The 13,636-nt window shown below is 59.7% G+C and carries 12 protein-coding genes; 10 read left to right on the top strand and 2 right to left on the bottom strand.

What is annotated here, in order from left to right; all coding sequences use genetic code 11:
* The first annotated feature begins 61 nt into the window (after window positions 1–61).
* Together rssB and rssC are read left to right on the top strand one after the other, a co-directional pair.
* On the top strand, window positions 62–1,243 hold the full coding sequence (rssB, locus tag I5961_RS19010) for a two-component system response regulator RssB (RefSeq protein WP_085700490.1): 1,182 nt from the start codon (window positions 62–64) through the stop codon (window positions 1,241–1,243).
* Window positions 1,243–1,725, top strand: coding sequence for an anti-sigma factor antagonist RssC (gene rssC / locus I5961_RS19005; RefSeq protein WP_024013621.1), 483 nt, complete (start codon window positions 1,243–1,245; stop codon window positions 1,723–1,725). The genes rssB and rssC overlap by 1 nt, the downstream gene beginning before the upstream one ends.
* A 73-nt stretch (window positions 1,726–1,798) precedes the next feature.
* On the opposite strand, the gene tal is transcribed toward rssC, so the two are convergent.
* Both tal and I5961_RS18995 read right to left on the bottom strand, forming a co-directional pair.
* Window positions 1,799–2,725, bottom strand: coding sequence for a transaldolase (gene tal, locus I5961_RS19000; RefSeq protein WP_085700489.1), 927 nt, complete (start codon window positions 2,723–2,725; stop codon window positions 1,799–1,801).
* Between the two features lie 188 nt (window positions 2,726–2,913).
* Window positions 2,914–3,855: a glycosyl hydrolase family 5 gene (locus I5961_RS18995; RefSeq protein WP_227233059.1), complete on the bottom strand. Its 942-nt coding sequence runs from the start codon at window positions 3,853–3,855 to the stop codon at window positions 2,914–2,916.
* A gap of 291 nt (window positions 3,856–4,146) precedes the next feature.
* On the opposite strand from I5961_RS18995, the gene I5961_RS18990 reads away from it, so the two are divergent.
* Genes I5961_RS18990 through I5961_RS18955 form a run of 8 tightly spaced genes read left to right on the top strand, consistent with a single transcriptional unit; the run spans window position 4,147 to window position 13,633 of the window.
* Window positions 4,147–4,587 carry a low molecular weight protein-tyrosine-phosphatase gene (locus I5961_RS18990; protein ID WP_011335170.1) on the top strand — a complete coding sequence of 147 codons (441 nt, stop codon included), beginning with the start codon at window positions 4,147–4,149 and terminating at the stop codon, window positions 4,585–4,587.
* Between the two features lie 38 nt (window positions 4,588–4,625).
* A complete protein-coding gene (locus I5961_RS18985; protein WP_085700487.1) occupies window positions 4,626–6,848 on the top strand; it encodes a polysaccharide biosynthesis tyrosine autokinase in 2,223 nt (740 codons plus the stop codon).
* Between the two features lie 41 nt (window positions 6,849–6,889).
* Entirely contained in the window at window positions 6,890–7,966 is a 1,077-nt protein-coding gene (locus I5961_RS18980) for a glycosyltransferase (protein ID WP_227233058.1), read from the top strand.
* A gap of 14 nt (window positions 7,967–7,980) precedes the next feature.
* Entirely contained in the window at window positions 7,981–9,093 is a 1,113-nt protein-coding gene (locus tag I5961_RS18975) for a polysaccharide pyruvyl transferase family protein (RefSeq protein WP_039772772.1), read from the top strand.
* Complete coding sequence (locus I5961_RS18970) at window positions 9,090–10,322, top strand: polysaccharide biosynthesis C-terminal domain-containing protein (protein ID WP_227233057.1); 1,233 nt, start codon at window positions 9,090–9,092, stop codon at window positions 10,320–10,322. The genes I5961_RS18975 and I5961_RS18970 overlap by 4 nt, the downstream gene beginning before the upstream one ends.
* A complete protein-coding gene (locus I5961_RS18965; RefSeq protein WP_085704586.1) occupies window positions 10,313–11,416 on the top strand; it encodes a hypothetical protein in 1,104 nt (367 codons plus the stop codon). The genes I5961_RS18970 and I5961_RS18965 overlap by 10 nt, the downstream gene beginning before the upstream one ends.
* 12 nt (window positions 11,417–11,428) lie before the next feature.
* Window positions 11,429–12,472: an acyltransferase family protein gene (locus I5961_RS18960; RefSeq protein ID WP_227233056.1), complete on the top strand. Its 1,044-nt coding sequence runs from the start codon at window positions 11,429–11,431 to the stop codon at window positions 12,470–12,472.
* A 12-nt stretch (window positions 12,473–12,484) separates the two neighbouring features.
* A complete protein-coding gene (locus I5961_RS18955) occupies window positions 12,485–13,633 on the top strand; it encodes an SGNH/GDSL hydrolase family protein (RefSeq protein WP_227233055.1) in 1,149 nt (382 codons plus the stop codon).
* Window positions 13,634–13,636 lie beyond the last annotated feature (3 nt).

Here is a 13,636-nt window from a genome sequence, read left to right as displayed (position 1 = left end):
GTCTGCGCCGGGCCGTTGCCCCGCCTGCTACGCCAACCTAATTCTGGCGCCGTTTGCCCACATGCCAAAAACCAGTGCCACGCTGCTGATAATCGATGATGACGAAGTAGTGCGCGCGAGCCTCGCGGCCTATTTGGAAGACAGTGGTTTCAGCGTCTTGCAGGCCAGTAACGGCCAGCAGGGTCTTCAGGTATTCGAGCAAGACACGCCCGACTTGGTCATCTGCGATCTGCGCATGCCGCAGATGGGCGGTCTCGAACTCATCCGTCAGGTCACTGAGCGGTCGCCGCAGACACCGGTGATCGTGGTTTCGGGTGCCGGGGTGATGAACGACGCAGTCGAGGCCCTGCGCCTGGGCGCGGCGGATTACCTGATCAAGCCTCTCGAAGATCTGGCGGTGCTCGAGCACTCCGTGCGCCGGGCGCTGGATCGTTCGCGTCTGCTGCTGGAAAACCAGCGCTACCGCGAGAAACTGGAAAAGGCCAACCGCGAACTCGAAGCCAGCCTGAACCTGCTCCAGGAAGACCAGAATGCCGGTCGCCAGGTGCAGATGAACATGCTGCCGGAAAGTCCGTGGGCCATCGACGAATTCAGGTTTGCGCACCAGATCATCCCGTCGCTGTACCTGTCGGGTGATTTTGTCGATTACTTCCGGGTAGACGAGCGCCGGGTAGCGTTCTACCTGGCGGATGTCTCGGGTCATGGCGCTTCTTCGGCGTTCGTTACCGTGCTGCTGAAGTTCATGACCACGCGCTTGCTGTTCGAATCCAAGCGCAACGGCACGCTGCCGGAATTCAAGCCTTCGGAAGTCCTCGGTCATATCAACCGGGGGCTGATCAGTTGTAAGCTGGGTAAACACGTCACAATGGTCGGTGGAGTCATCGACGAGGAGACCGGTTTGTTGACCTATAGCATCGGCGGCCATCTGCCGTTGCCTGTGTTGTACACGCCTGACAGTGTTCGCTACCTCGAGGGGCGCGGTCTGCCCGTGGGGCTTTTCAACGAAGCCACCTACGAAGACCACGTGCTCGAGCTGCCACCGACGTTCAGCCTGACGCTGATGTCTGATGGCATTCTGGATCTTTTACCAGAGCCCACACTCAAAGAGAAAGAAGCCGCTTTACCGCAAAAGGTGAAGTTGGCGGGCGGCAGCCTGGATGGTCTGCGGCAGGTTTTTGGATTGGCCACGCTAGGGGAGATGCCGGATGATATCGCCCTGTTGGTGTTGAGCAGGAATCTTTAATGAGTACCGGTAGAATCCAGTTCGCCGAGCAGGATGGCACCTTCGTCCTGAAGTTCGTCGGTGAAGTTCGCCTGACCCTGTGTTCGGCGTTGGATGCGACTATTGAAAAAATCTTCACCGCGCTGAATTTCAACGCGATCGTGATCGATTTGACCGAAACCCGAAGCATCGACAGCACCACGCTGGGCCTGCTGGCCAAACTGTCGATCCTGTCGCGGCAGAAGGTCGGCCTGCTGCCGACCGTGGTCACCACCCACGAGGACATCACGCGTCTGTTGCAGTCGATGGGTTTCGAGCAGGTGTTCAATATCGTCAACCATCCCGTGCCATGCCCGGAATGCCTCGATGACTTGCCGGACCAGGATCAGTCTGAGGAGGTAGTGCGGGTCAAGGTGCTCGAAGCGCACAAGATCCTCATGGGGCTGAACGACTCCAACCGCGAAGCCTTCCATGACCTGGTGAATGCCCTCGAACGGCACTGATCGGCCAGACCGCGAGACACAAAAAAGGGCGAACCTGTGAGGGTTCGCCCTTTTTGCGTTCGCGCTCGGCCGATTACAGCTTGGCTTGCAGCAGCGCCTCGAGTTTTTCCTGGTCGCGGGCAAACTGACGGATGCCCTCGGCCAGTTTCTCGGTGGCCATTGCGTCTTCGTTGGACAACCAGCGGAATTGCGCTTCGTTGAGGCTCAGGCGCGCTTCGCCGGCATGGCCCGGAGCGAGTTTGCGTTCCAGCTTGCCGGTGTCGGCCGCCAGTTTCTCGATCAGGTCCGGGCTGATGGTCAGGCGGTCGCAGCCCGCCAGTTGCTCGATCTGATTGAGGTTACGGAAGCTCGCGCCCATGACCACGGTCTTGTAGTCATTGGCCTTGTAGTAGTTGTAGATGCGCGTCACGGACTGCACGCCCGGATCGTCGGCACCGGTGTAGTCGTTGCCGTTGGCCTTCTTGTACCAGTCGTAGATGCGGCCCACGAACGGCGAGATCAGGAACACACCGGCATCGGCGCAGGCAGCGGCCTGGGCGAAGGAGAACAGCAGGGTCAGGTTGGTCTGGATGCCTTCCTTCTCGAGGATCTCGGCGGCTCGAATGCCTTCCCAGGTCGAGGCAATCTTGATCAGTACGCGGTCACGGCCAACGCCGGCCTTGTCGTACAGCTCGATCAGGCGATGGGCACGCTTGAGGATCGCGTCCTTGTCGAACGACAGGCGCGCATCCACTTCGGTGGAAATGCGGCCCGGAATGACCTTGAGGATTTCCTGGCCGACCGCGACGCCGAAACGGTCGCTGGCCAGGCCGACATCGCCCTTGCAGTCGCGCACGCTGGCGTTCAGCAGTTCGGCGTAGGCCGGAATCGCCGCTGCCTTGAGCAGCAGGGATGGGTTGGTGGTGGCGTCGACCGGTTTGACTCGGGCAATCGCTTCGAAGTCGCCGGTGTCGGCCACGACGGTGGTGAACTGTTTGAGTTGTTCCAGCTTGGAAGTCATGAGCGTGCTCTGTCCTATGGGTCTGGTGACATTACCCGAGCGTCGACAGCCACTCAAGGGCATGTCGGCGTATCGAGCGCCCCGGCGGCAACAACCTGAAAACGGCTGTTTGAAAGGCGGGGCGCGTTATCGATCAATACGATGCCAAAACAGACGACAGGTTCAAAGCAACTGACCTGTTGCAGCGCCTACTCGAGCTCCAATTGTGTCCTGACTGCCGTTTGAGCAGGTTTCGGTTGGCCGTCTGAGGTCAACAGACCAAAATTCTTCTCGCGATCATCTTTTCCCGAGTCGCTGTTCTTCCATTCGTAGATGGAAGTCAGCGGGATCTTGAGCCTTTTCACATCGGCGATGAACGCAGAGATTTTAGTCGCCTGGCCGTCCGGCCCACCGTTGGAGGCAAGCGCCGAAATCCCCCATTCACTGATCACACCCGGTAAGTGGAAGTTCTGCTGAATGAAATTCTGGGCATTGCTGATCTGCGTGGCTGTCATGCCGTAAGGGTGATAGGAAATGGCATCAAGGCAATTGGGGTAAGCCTCGATGAGGCTGTTGAGCGCAACGGTGGATGCCGATCCCGCGGTGGGCGGCCGGGCGAAGCCAAAGCCGACCAGAGGCGTGGATTGAGGTTGCCCCTGCAGGGTTTTGCACATGGCGCTCATGAACGGCACGAACGTGGTGTTGAAGTTGCCGGTCGGCCAGTAGGTGCCCAGATCCGGCTCGTTCCAGATTTCGATGGCGACCAGTTGCGAACTCCAGGTTTTTTCCAGCCCGCTGACGGCGTTGGCAAAGGCTTCGCCGGCAGTCGTGAGGTCTCCAGTCAACGGTTTAGTGGCGCGGACGGTCATCAAAACCGGCAGGCTTGCGGATTTCGCCGCCGCGAACGCATCGCTGATCTGTTTCTGATAGGCCTTGGCGCCGAGGCTGTCGCTCCAGACGCCGAAACGGACAAAAGTGAATCCTGCGGCTTTGATCTGCTCGGCGTCGGTCGCCGTGAAATTCTGAATCTTGACCTGAACGCCGATGGTTTTCGCTGGCAGCGCCGGGAACAACTCACTGGCCTGAACCTGAGCGGCTGCTCCAAGCATCAACAAGGCTGCCCCTAGATGTTTGAGATGTGCTGATTTCATGTCTGCTCTCCTGATGAGAATGACATCTAGCTGAGGGTTATCTCGTTACATAAGTTTCGAGAGCAACAGGGGCACTAAGTGCACGAATGTTATTTTTTGTCGGAAAACTTTCGCCTGAAAATCACAGTTATTTTTAGTCCGGTAATTCTGGTTGGGGGACTTTTAAAGGCCGTGGTACTTAATGCACCGGTATTAACGGGTGAATCTATTTCCGAGTGAAGGAAGGTCTTGCGGGTTCATTCGAATGTGCAAGGCATGTTGGCCGATTGACATTACACGGGAAAGTAAACCTTGTTCAAAAAGATTCTTGTCGTTTGCGTAGGCAATATCTGCCGAAGTCCGACAGCGGAACTTCTGTTGCGCAATGCACTGACACCCTCGGCGATCAGCGTGACCTCAGCAGGTCTGTCTGCGCGGGTCGGCGAAGGCATGGAGTCGACCGCGCGCCAGGTGCTGGAAGAACGCGGCCACAGTGCCGAAGGGTTCAAGGCGCGGCAACTGACAGCGGACATCGTCAATGAATCAGACCTGATTCTGGTGATGGAAAAACAACATGTTAATCAAGTACTGAAGATTGCCTCTCACGCCAGGGGCAAAGTGTTTCTGCTGGGCAAGTGGCAGAGCGAACGAGAAATACAGGACCCGTATCGCCAGGGGCAAGCCGCTTTTATTCATGCCCATGCATTGATTGAAGATGCTGTTAGCTCATGGGCGCAACGCCTGGCGCGTTGATGAATATTCTTCAGTTCAGTGAATGGTAAGAAAGACTTATGCAGTTACCGTCAGTAATCGGCACTCGCGACAACGATCAAGACAGTATTGATCTTCTCGGCATCTTCGGCAGCCTGATCGACCAGAAGTGGTTGATCGGTGCGTTCACCGGCGCATTCATGATGACCGGTGTGGCCTATGCGATTTTGGCCACGCCGGTGTATCTGGCCAACGCGCTGGTGCAGGTCGAACCGAAGAAGAACGACATGCTCGGTTTTTCCGACCTCAACAGCATGCTCGGCGGGCAATCGCCGTCGGTGACCGAAATCGGCATCATCAAATCCCGCGCGGTGATCGGCAAGACGGTCGACGACTTGCGCCTGGACATCGACGTCACCCCCAATACCTTTCCGCTGATTGGCGGCTTCCTTTCCCGACGCTATCGCGGTGAGACCGAACTCAGCGTCGCGCCGCCGCGTTTCGGCCTGAGCAGCTACGCCTGGGGCGGTGAACGCCTGGAGTTTGCAAAGCTCAATCTGCCCAAGGAATTGCTGGGCAAGAAACTCACCTTGATCGCCGGCGAGCAACATCGTTTCCAGTTGCTGGACGACAACGACAACCTGCTGGTCGACGGCGTGGCGGGCGAGGCTTTCGCGCAGGACGGCGTGGAAGGGCAGGTCGCGCAACTGTTGGCCAACCCCGGGACCCGTTTCGAGGTGGTGCGCTACCCGCGAATCGTGACCATTCAGGGCTATCAGGACGCGCTGGACATCTCCGAGCAAGGCAAGGAATCGGGGATCATCCGTCTGGCCCTGGCCAGCAGCGATGCCGCCGAAGCGGTGAAGATCCTCAACAAGATCGCCTCGCTGTACGTGGATCAGAACGTACGCCGCACCTCCGCCGAAGCGGCGCAGAGCCTGGCCTTCCTGCAAAGCCAGTTACCGCAGGTCAAACGCGATCTGGCCAAGGCCAGCGATGCGCTCAATGCCTACCAGACCCACGGCAAGACCGTGAACATCTCGCTGGAAACCCAATCGGTGCTGGGCCAGTCCGTGGCGCTCGAAACGCGGATTTCCGAGCTGAAACTGCAGCAGGCAGAGATGGATCGCAAGTTCACCAAACAGCACCCGGCCTACCGTGCGCTGATGACCCAGATCGGTGAATTGACCCAGCAACAGCGTTCGCTGGAAGGCAAGGTTCAGGACCTGCCGGCCACGCAGCAGGAACTGCTCAACCTGACTCGCGACGTCGAAGTCGCCTCGCAGATCTACACCCAGTTGCTGAACAAGTCCCAGGAGCTGGACATCATCCGCGCCGGTGCCGTGGGCAACGTGCGTCTGGTGGATACGGCGGACGTCGACCTGACCAGCCCGGTCAAACCGAAAAAAGCCCTGATCGTGTTGATCGCCACTTTCCTCGGCGCCTTCGTCGGCGTGGCGCTGGTGCTGTTGCGCAAATCCCTGAGCAAGGGCCTGGAAGGCCCGGAAGGCATCGAGCAGCTCGGCTTGCCGGTCTACGCTTCGATTCCCTACAGCGCCCTGCAACAGGAAGAAGACAGCAAAAAAGTCCGGGCCAAAGTCGCGGCGGACACGCCGGCGTATCTGTTGGCCCTGCGTAACCCGACGGACCTGTCCATCGAATCGATCCGCAGCCTGCGTACCTGCCTGCACTTCGCAGCGCTGGATTCGACCAACAACCGCATCATGATTTCCGGGCCGAGCCCGCAGGTCGGCAAGACCTTCGTCTCTTCCAACCTCGCGGCGGTCATGGCGCAGAGCGGGCAGCGCGTGGTGCTGATCGACGCCGACATGCGCAAAGGGCATCTGCACAAAACGCTGAACACGCCGATCACCAACGGTTTGTCGGATCTGCTGGTCAAGCGCTGCACCCTCGATCAGGCGATCAACAAGGTCGAGGTCGACAACCTGCATTTCATCAGCCGTGGCCAGGTCCCGCCCAACCCTTCCGAACTGTTGATGCACGCCAATTTCCGCGAACTGCTGGCGCAACTCAGCGAGCGTTATGACGTGGTGATCATCGACACGCCACCGCTGCTGGCCGTGACCGATGCGGCGATTGTCGGTCGCGAAGCCGGCATCAGCCTGATCGTCGCGCGGTTCGGGGTAAACCCGGCCAAGGAAATCGAAATGACGATCCGGCGTTTCGCCCAGAACGGTATCGAGTTGAAGGGCGCGGTGTTCAACGGCGTCGAGAAGCGCGCGGCCAGCTATTACGGCAACGGCAGCTATTACAACTACGAATACGCGTCCGACCAGTCCTGAATCTCGGGGATGGTCCTTACAGGCATGAAAGTGGGTGGGTTGTGAAAAAAATACTGCACGTGGCGGAAACGATCAAAGGCGGGGTGGCGACGGTCATCCGCACGATTTCGGCGGCGCCGGAAGACGGGCGCTATGAGCTGGTGTATCTGGTCCCGCTCGACCAGAAAAAAGAACTGCACGGCATCGATGAACAGCAGATCCGCACCTTCGCCCGCAGCGGGCGGAATGTGCCGTCGCTGCTGCGTTTTGCCTGGCAACTGGCGCGGGTCCTGCTCAAGGAAAAACCCGATGTGGTGCATTTGCACAGCACCTTTTCCGGGGTGATCGGGCGTTGCGTGTGCGTGCTTCTGCGACCGTGGCGCAAGCCGAAAATCGTCTACTGCCCGCATGCGTTTTCGTTCCTGATGGAAAGCTCGCCGATCAAGCAGAAAGTCTATGCCTGGATCGAGCGGGTGCTGCAGAAGGTCACGGACAGGATCATCTGCGTCAGCCAGTTCGAGCTGGACAAGGCCGCGAAATTTGGCATCGAGCGCAAGCGCATGACGCTGATCTACAACGGCATCGATCACAAGAATGACGAACGCAAGGTCAACGATCCGGCACCGATTCATCTGCTGTTTGTCGGCCGCCTCGACTATCAGAAAGGCTTCGACGTGTTGCTCAAGGCCTACACCGAAGCACAGCGCAGCGACCTGAAACTGACGGTGGTGGGCAGTGCGGTGAACGAGGACGTCGTCGAGTGTCCGCCGCTGGATGGCGTGGAATATCTGCCTTGGGTGACGCCAACCGAGGTGCACGCGCTGTATCAGAAAGCCGATGCGCTGATCGTCCCGAGTCGCTGGGAAGGCTTTGCCATGGTGCCGCTGGAAGGCATGGCGCTGGGCCTGCCGGTGATCGCCAGCGACTGCACGTCGTTGCCCGAACTGGTCACCCATGGCGTGTCCGGTTACGTGTTCCCCGCCGGGGATCACCAGGCGCTGGCCGATCGGCTGAAGCAAATCCAGAAGCCTGCATTGTCGGCCCTCGGCATCGAAGGTCGGCGCATCGTCCGCGAGCGTTTCAGCGCCGCGTTGATGATCCGTCAGACCTACGACGTGTATTCCGCTCCCTCTTATTAAGTAGAACTCCGCTCATGAACGTAACGATTTTGCATGGCTACAGTGCCTCCAATTCCGGCGACGGTCTGCTGGTCGATCTGGCCATTGCGCTGGTGCAGCGCAACTTTGGCGAAGACACCGCGATCAGCGTCGTGGCTTCCGATCCGGATTCCTTCAAATACCTGCCGCACCCGCGTTTTGACGCGCCGGTCATGGCAGCCAAGGGCCTGGGCCGGGTCAAGCAGGCGGTATTCCTCAATCAGTCCTACGCCGGGTTGGCGGATCTGTTGAAGAAAACCGATCTGATCGTCGGCGTCGGTGGCGGCTACATGCGCTCGAAAAGTGCCTTCGAACACATCAAGCTGAAACTCGGCCACGCCAAGCAACTGGAAACCGCGATCCTCAGCAAAGTGCCGTCGGTGTACCTGCCGCAAAGCATCGGGCCGTTCCACGGCGACAGCGACAAGATCGTCGGCCACTACGCCAGCGCCGATGCAGTGTTCGTGCGCGATAACCGCTCCTCGGCGCTGTTCGATGCCTGTGAAAATGTCTACCGCGCTCCGGATCTCGCGGTGCAGGCGCTGGCCGGCAAGATTCTTCAGCAACCCAAGTTCACCCGCTGCGCCTCGACACCGGCGACGGTGTGCGTAGTGCTGCGCAAACCGCCGGCGTGGAGCAAGGAAAAGAAGCTCGCCTACGTGGCCAACCTGAAGGTGCTGCTGCAGCGTTTGAAGAACAAAAGCAAAGTGGTCTGCGCCGTACAGAGCGCCGTGCGGGGTAACGATGACGGCGCGTTTTATCGCGAACTGGGCATCACCGAAGACCTGTTGCCGCTGAAGGCGACGCTGGCCAAATACCAGCCGGACCTGGTGATTTCCGTACGCCTGCACGGCGCGATCGAATCGTTGCTTTCGGGTGTGCCGGCGTATCACATCAGCTATGAACGCAAAGGCTTCGGCGCCTATCAGGACATGGGCGTCGAGGACTGGGTCATCAATGGCGGGGACATCAATGTCGACACCATCATCGACACGGTTTACGCACCCGATGCGCTGTCGAATTTCGGCAAACGCCTGACCGACACCTGCCGCGAGATCGAGGCGAAAACCGTGGCCATGGACGACATCATCAAGGGCGTCATTCGATGATATTCCGGCTGTTGCTGCGCGGCGGGGCACTGGGCGCGAAGTTCTTGCTGGTGCTCGCCATCACCCATTACCTCGGTTACGAGGCGCTGGGCTTTTACGGCGTGGTGGTCGCGGCGTCGTTGATCGCATCGAAGTTCTACAGTGTCGGTTTCAGTTCCGAGATCAACCGGCTGATCAGCGTGGGCGGCAGTTCGCGCCGGGTCGTGGACAAGGTGCTGTTGCTGTACCTGGCCGTGGGCCTGGCGTTGTCGGTGCTGACGGTGGTGATTTATTCACTGTTCCAGTCGGTTGAGGCGACGACCGCGCTGATCGCCTGCGTGACGCTGGTGCTGCTCACCGAACATCTGTCGTTCGAGATCAACTCGTTCGTGTTTTCCGCGCAGAAAGCCACGGCGGGTGCGCTGCTGTTTTTCATCAAGACCGGGCTCTGGGCGCTGCTGGCCGTGGGCGCAATGGCGCTCGGCTGGGTGTCCGCAATTGCCAGCGTGTTGTGGCTGTGGGTCATCGCCAACGTGCTGGTGATCGTCGCCGGTTACCTGATCGTGGTGAATGTTCATCGCGGGCGGGAGGAGGGAACGCTGGCGACGGCGGCGGTTTGGAGAGCCGGGTTGCCGTTTTACCTGGGCACCGGCCTGATCGCCCTGAGTCAGTATGCCGAGCGCTTTCTGATCATCGACCTCGAACCCTACGCCAGCCTCGGTAAATATGTGTACGCGTGGTCGGCGGCCAACACCTTGCAGGCGTTGTCTTACGCGGTGGTAGCGGTGGTCGGCATTCCGCTGCTCGCCAAGCGTTATCAGGCCGATCAGCAACCGTTCACGGTCAGGCAGTTGTTCGTGAACAAATGGGTCGCGCGGTCGCTGGCGGTGTCGGCGGCGGTCGCGGTGGGCATTTATCTGTTTTTCAACGTGGTGCTTGATTACGTCGCCACCAGCGTTCCGCGTCCGGACAACGGCATCCTCGGCGTGCTGATTTTTTCCTTCGCCCTGCGTGCCATTGGCGACATCGTCTGGGGCGGGTTGATTGCGTCGAAAAACAGTCGGGTGTCCCTCGCCAGCGCGGCCATTTGTCTATTGGTTTCAGTGCCGGTCAGTTACCTGCTGATCAAGCACTATTCGATTTACGGCGCGGCCTGGGGCAACGTTTTCGCGATCATCGTGCAGCTCGGCGTGATTGCGCTGCTGACTCGCGCCACGCGTGCGAAAAAGGCTGTCGCGTCATGGGCCTGAAACTGCCGTGCATCGAGTTTCGCGGCCGCCGTCTCGATTCGTCGCTGTCGTTCCTGATCCTGTTCACCGGGCTGTTTCTGTCGGTGGCCATGCCGCTGCTGATTCCCCGCGATCCGGGCCCGGACGCGATGACCCTGTGGTCGTCCTACGCCCGGGCCGACAACTGCAATTTCTGGAACCCGTTCTCGCCGGATCGCTCGTCCTACGAGTGTTCGGCATTCCTGCTGCGGCCCACCGGAATCAACCTGACCAACGCCTGGGCCTACGGAATGTTCTGCAACTTTTTCCTCACGGCCATTCCCGTGGTGGTGTTCCGGCGCATGCCGTTGGCCATCTTCGGCACCCTGTGCCTGTGGGGTGTCGTCCGTTCGTTTTTCCTGGAAAACCTGACCAAGGAAATCATCGTGTCGGTGGCGGTGCTGAGCATTCTGTTCAGCTCGCTGACGCGCAAATATCGCGGCGGATTTTTCCTCTCGGCGGCGATCTACGGCGTGCTGATCCGGCCGTACTGGATTCTGTTTTCGCTGTCCTGGGTCGGCGTCTGCGTGATGAAGAAGTATGTGTCGCGCACGACATTCTTCCTGATGCTGTTCCTGTTCTACCTGGCGGTTGCGATGGCGATCCAGCTGGCGCTGGGCTTTCCGGTGTCGTCGATTCGCGCCAGCAACAACGAATTGCGCACGGCGGGCGAGGAGGGTTCCAAATCGCTGATCGTCTCATGGCTCAGCGGCAGTGACTTCGTCTCGCAGGCCCTGGACTCGATGATCATTTTCTTTCGGTTGTCGTTCCCCGTTGAGCTGATCCTGCTGTCCGGGCCGGGTCAGGTGATCTTCGTGGCGTTGATGATCATGACCGCGCTGCTGCTGTTCAAAGTCATCACCTCGACCGATTACAAGGGTGCGCCGATTCAGACCAAACCCAAGGAACTGATCGCGATTCCGCTGGCGTTCCTGTTGGTTCAAGGCTTGTTCGAGCCGGACTTCGGCTCGTTCGCCCGGCACTTTTCGATGGTGGTGCCGGTGTTGTTCGTGGGCCTGGGATTGATGCTGCGGGCGAACAAACCGGTGAAGGTTGAATCCAGAATCCTGAATTGAGGCGGGTGCTTTATGTCGAGCAAGAAAAAGTCCCTGGAGATCGAAACCCTGCGTGGCCTGGCGTGCCTGTTGCTGGTGCTCTATCACGTGATCGGGCCGTTGGGCGGTGGTTTGAAAATCGACATCGGCTCGCCGTTCCGGGTGATCGCCGATTCGATGGTGTACGTGCGCATGCCGCTGTTCACCTTCATCTCTGGCTACATCTATTCCATCTACAAGATTCGCAACAATGACTTTTCGGCGTTCTTCAGCGGCAAGGTGCGGCGCCTGATCGTGCCGCTGTTTTGCGTCGGGGTGCCGTTCTCGGTGCTGCAGGCGGTGGGGCCGGGCGTGAACAAGGACGTCAGCGTGATGGATGCGCTGTTGTCGTTTTACGTGCCGATCAACCACTTCTGGTTCCTGCAGGCGGTGTTCATCATTTTCATGTTTGTCGGCCTGCTGGAATGGCGCGGTTTGCTGCGCACGCCGACGCGTCTGTACCTGTTGTTCGCGTTTGCGGCGGCGGTGTTCCTGTTGCCGCCGTTCGCGCTGGACGCGTTTGGCATCAACGGGGCGATTTATCTGCTGCCGTTCTTCGTGGCGGGCATGATCGGCCAGGAGAAAGTCAGCGAGCTGAAGCAGACGTTCAAGGTGATCGGTCCGCTGGTGTTTGTGCTGATCTCGTTGACGCTGCTGTACGTGGCGGCGGTGGACCGCGAGCTGATCGTCGACCGCCGCAGCCTGATCGGTCTGACGGTGGGCTGCGTGTCGTGCATTGCGTTGCTGTCCAGTGACATGCGCTCGAAGGCGCTGACCTGGCTCGGCGGTTATTCCTACTCGATTTTCCTGTTTCATGTGTTGTTCGCCGCTACTTCGCGCTCGATCCTTGGCCGCCTCGGTGTGAAAGACGAAAGCGTGCTGGTGTTCTGCGGCGTGATGTGTGGCTTGCTCGGGCCGGTGCTGTTGTCGATGATTTTCAGCCGGTTCAACTTCACCTCCGTGCTGTTCCTCGGCGAACGTGCCGCGACGAAAAAGAAACCGGTGGCGACCATTGCCCCGGTGGCGCAGACCCGATGAAGGAAGCGATCCATGCTGGCTGTTGATGATGTTCCGCCGGTAGCGGCGTCGGTGGTGCAAGTCGGCGACGCTCGCCAGCGGTTTGGCCAGTGGCGTGAAGGCAAGGCCGGCAAGGTGTTGTCGATCTCGGTGATCGGCGACAGCTACAGCGCCGGGCAGGATTTCTACCTGAACAGACTGGTGCAACGCGTGGCCGGGGAGGTCGGGTTTGCCGGGCCGGGTTATGTCGGCTTCAACCACGGCGCAGCGCTGGGCGGCACGCATTTCAAGTACACCCGCAGCAGCGAGAAGTATTTCGGCGGCGACTGGCAGGTCTCCGGCCTCGGCCAGGCCAGCCCCGACAGCCGCACCGTGACTGGCCGGCCCGGCGCCTGGCTGCAAGTCGAGGCCAGCCCGACGCCCGCCATCAACACCGCCGTCACTCAGGCCAAACTGCTTTACCTCGGCAACGGTGAGTCCAGTGAATTACGTTATCGCTGGTCACCTTCCGCCGACTGGCAACCGTTGAAACTCGCAGGCGAGGGCGTTCAGGAAGTCCCGCTGCCCGGCACATCGGCGGCCACCGATTGGGCTTTCAGACTGGAAGTGCTGAAGGGCGCGCCGACCTTGTTCGGCCTGTGGCTGAGCAACGATCAGAACGGAGTTCGGGTATCGAAACTGGCCGCGTCCGGCGCGGCGTCCGCTGATTTCTACCACGACGATGCTCGCTGGCAGGCGCAGTGGAAAGCCGTGGTCTCGAAGATTCCCGCAGACATTTACCTGATCATGCTCGGTGGCAACGATCAGGGTTTTGGCGTGAAGCCCGAGCAGTATCTGCACAACGTTCAGGGTCTGGTCGGCATGCTCCGCGAGATTCAACCGGCGGCGAGCATCAACCTGATCCTGCGTCAGGACACCACCCGCTCCAGCGCCTATCCGATGTCGGCGTATGCGCAGGTCATCGAGCCCTGGGCCCGTGCGCAGCACCTGGGTTATGCCAATCTGCAATGCGCGTTCGGCACCGACGTCAAACGCTACGCGGCGGCCATGATCGGGCCCGACAAGATTCATCCGCTGCCGGCCACCGGCGGGCGGGTGATTGCCGATTACTTCTATCGTTGGGTCGTGGGCGGACAGCAAAAAGTCTCGCCACAGGACAACTGTGGCGAGACTTCGAAATAGCCG

Origin of the sequence: Pseudomonas sp. IAC-BECa141 (genome assembly GCF_020544405.1) — a bacterium.
Taxonomy (GTDB): domain Bacteria; phylum Pseudomonadota; class Gammaproteobacteria; order Pseudomonadales; family Pseudomonadaceae; genus Aquipseudomonas.
The sequence above is the reverse complement of the archived record's forward strand: the minus strand, read 5'-3'. Positions and strand labels throughout refer to the sequence as shown.

Excerpts from the sequence above, each read along its gene's own strand:
- I5961_RS18985 (WP_085700487.1), top strand. The coding sequence starts at position 4,626 with ATGCAGTTACCGTCAGTAATCGGCACTCGCGACAACGATCAAGACAGT.
- I5961_RS18975 (WP_039772772.1), top strand. The coding sequence starts at position 7,981 with ATGAACGTAACGATTTTGCATGGCTACAGTGCCTCCAATTCCGGCGAC.
- I5961_RS18965 (WP_085704586.1), top strand. The coding sequence starts at position 10,313 with ATGGGCCTGAAACTGCCGTGCATCGAGTTTCGCGGCCGCCGTCTCGAT.
- I5961_RS18970 (WP_227233057.1), top strand. The coding sequence starts at position 9,090 with ATGATATTCCGGCTGTTGCTGCGCGGCGGGGCACTGGGCGCGAAGTTC.
- I5961_RS18955 (WP_227233055.1), top strand. The coding sequence starts at position 12,485 with ATGCTGGCTGTTGATGATGTTCCGCCGGTAGCGGCGTCGGTGGTGCAA.
- tal (WP_085700489.1), bottom strand. The coding sequence starts at position 2,725 with ATGACTTCCAAGCTGGAACAACTCAAACAGTTCACCACCGTCGTGGCC.
- rssB (WP_085700490.1), top strand. The coding sequence starts at position 62 with ATGCCAAAAACCAGTGCCACGCTGCTGATAATCGATGATGACGAAGTA.
- I5961_RS18995 (WP_227233059.1), bottom strand. The coding sequence starts at position 3,855 with ATGAAATCAGCACATCTCAAACATCTAGGGGCAGCCTTGTTGATGCTT.
- rssC (WP_024013621.1), top strand. The coding sequence starts at position 1,243 with ATGAGTACCGGTAGAATCCAGTTCGCCGAGCAGGATGGCACCTTCGTC.
- I5961_RS18960 (WP_227233056.1), top strand. The coding sequence starts at position 11,429 with ATGTCGAGCAAGAAAAAGTCCCTGGAGATCGAAACCCTGCGTGGCCTG.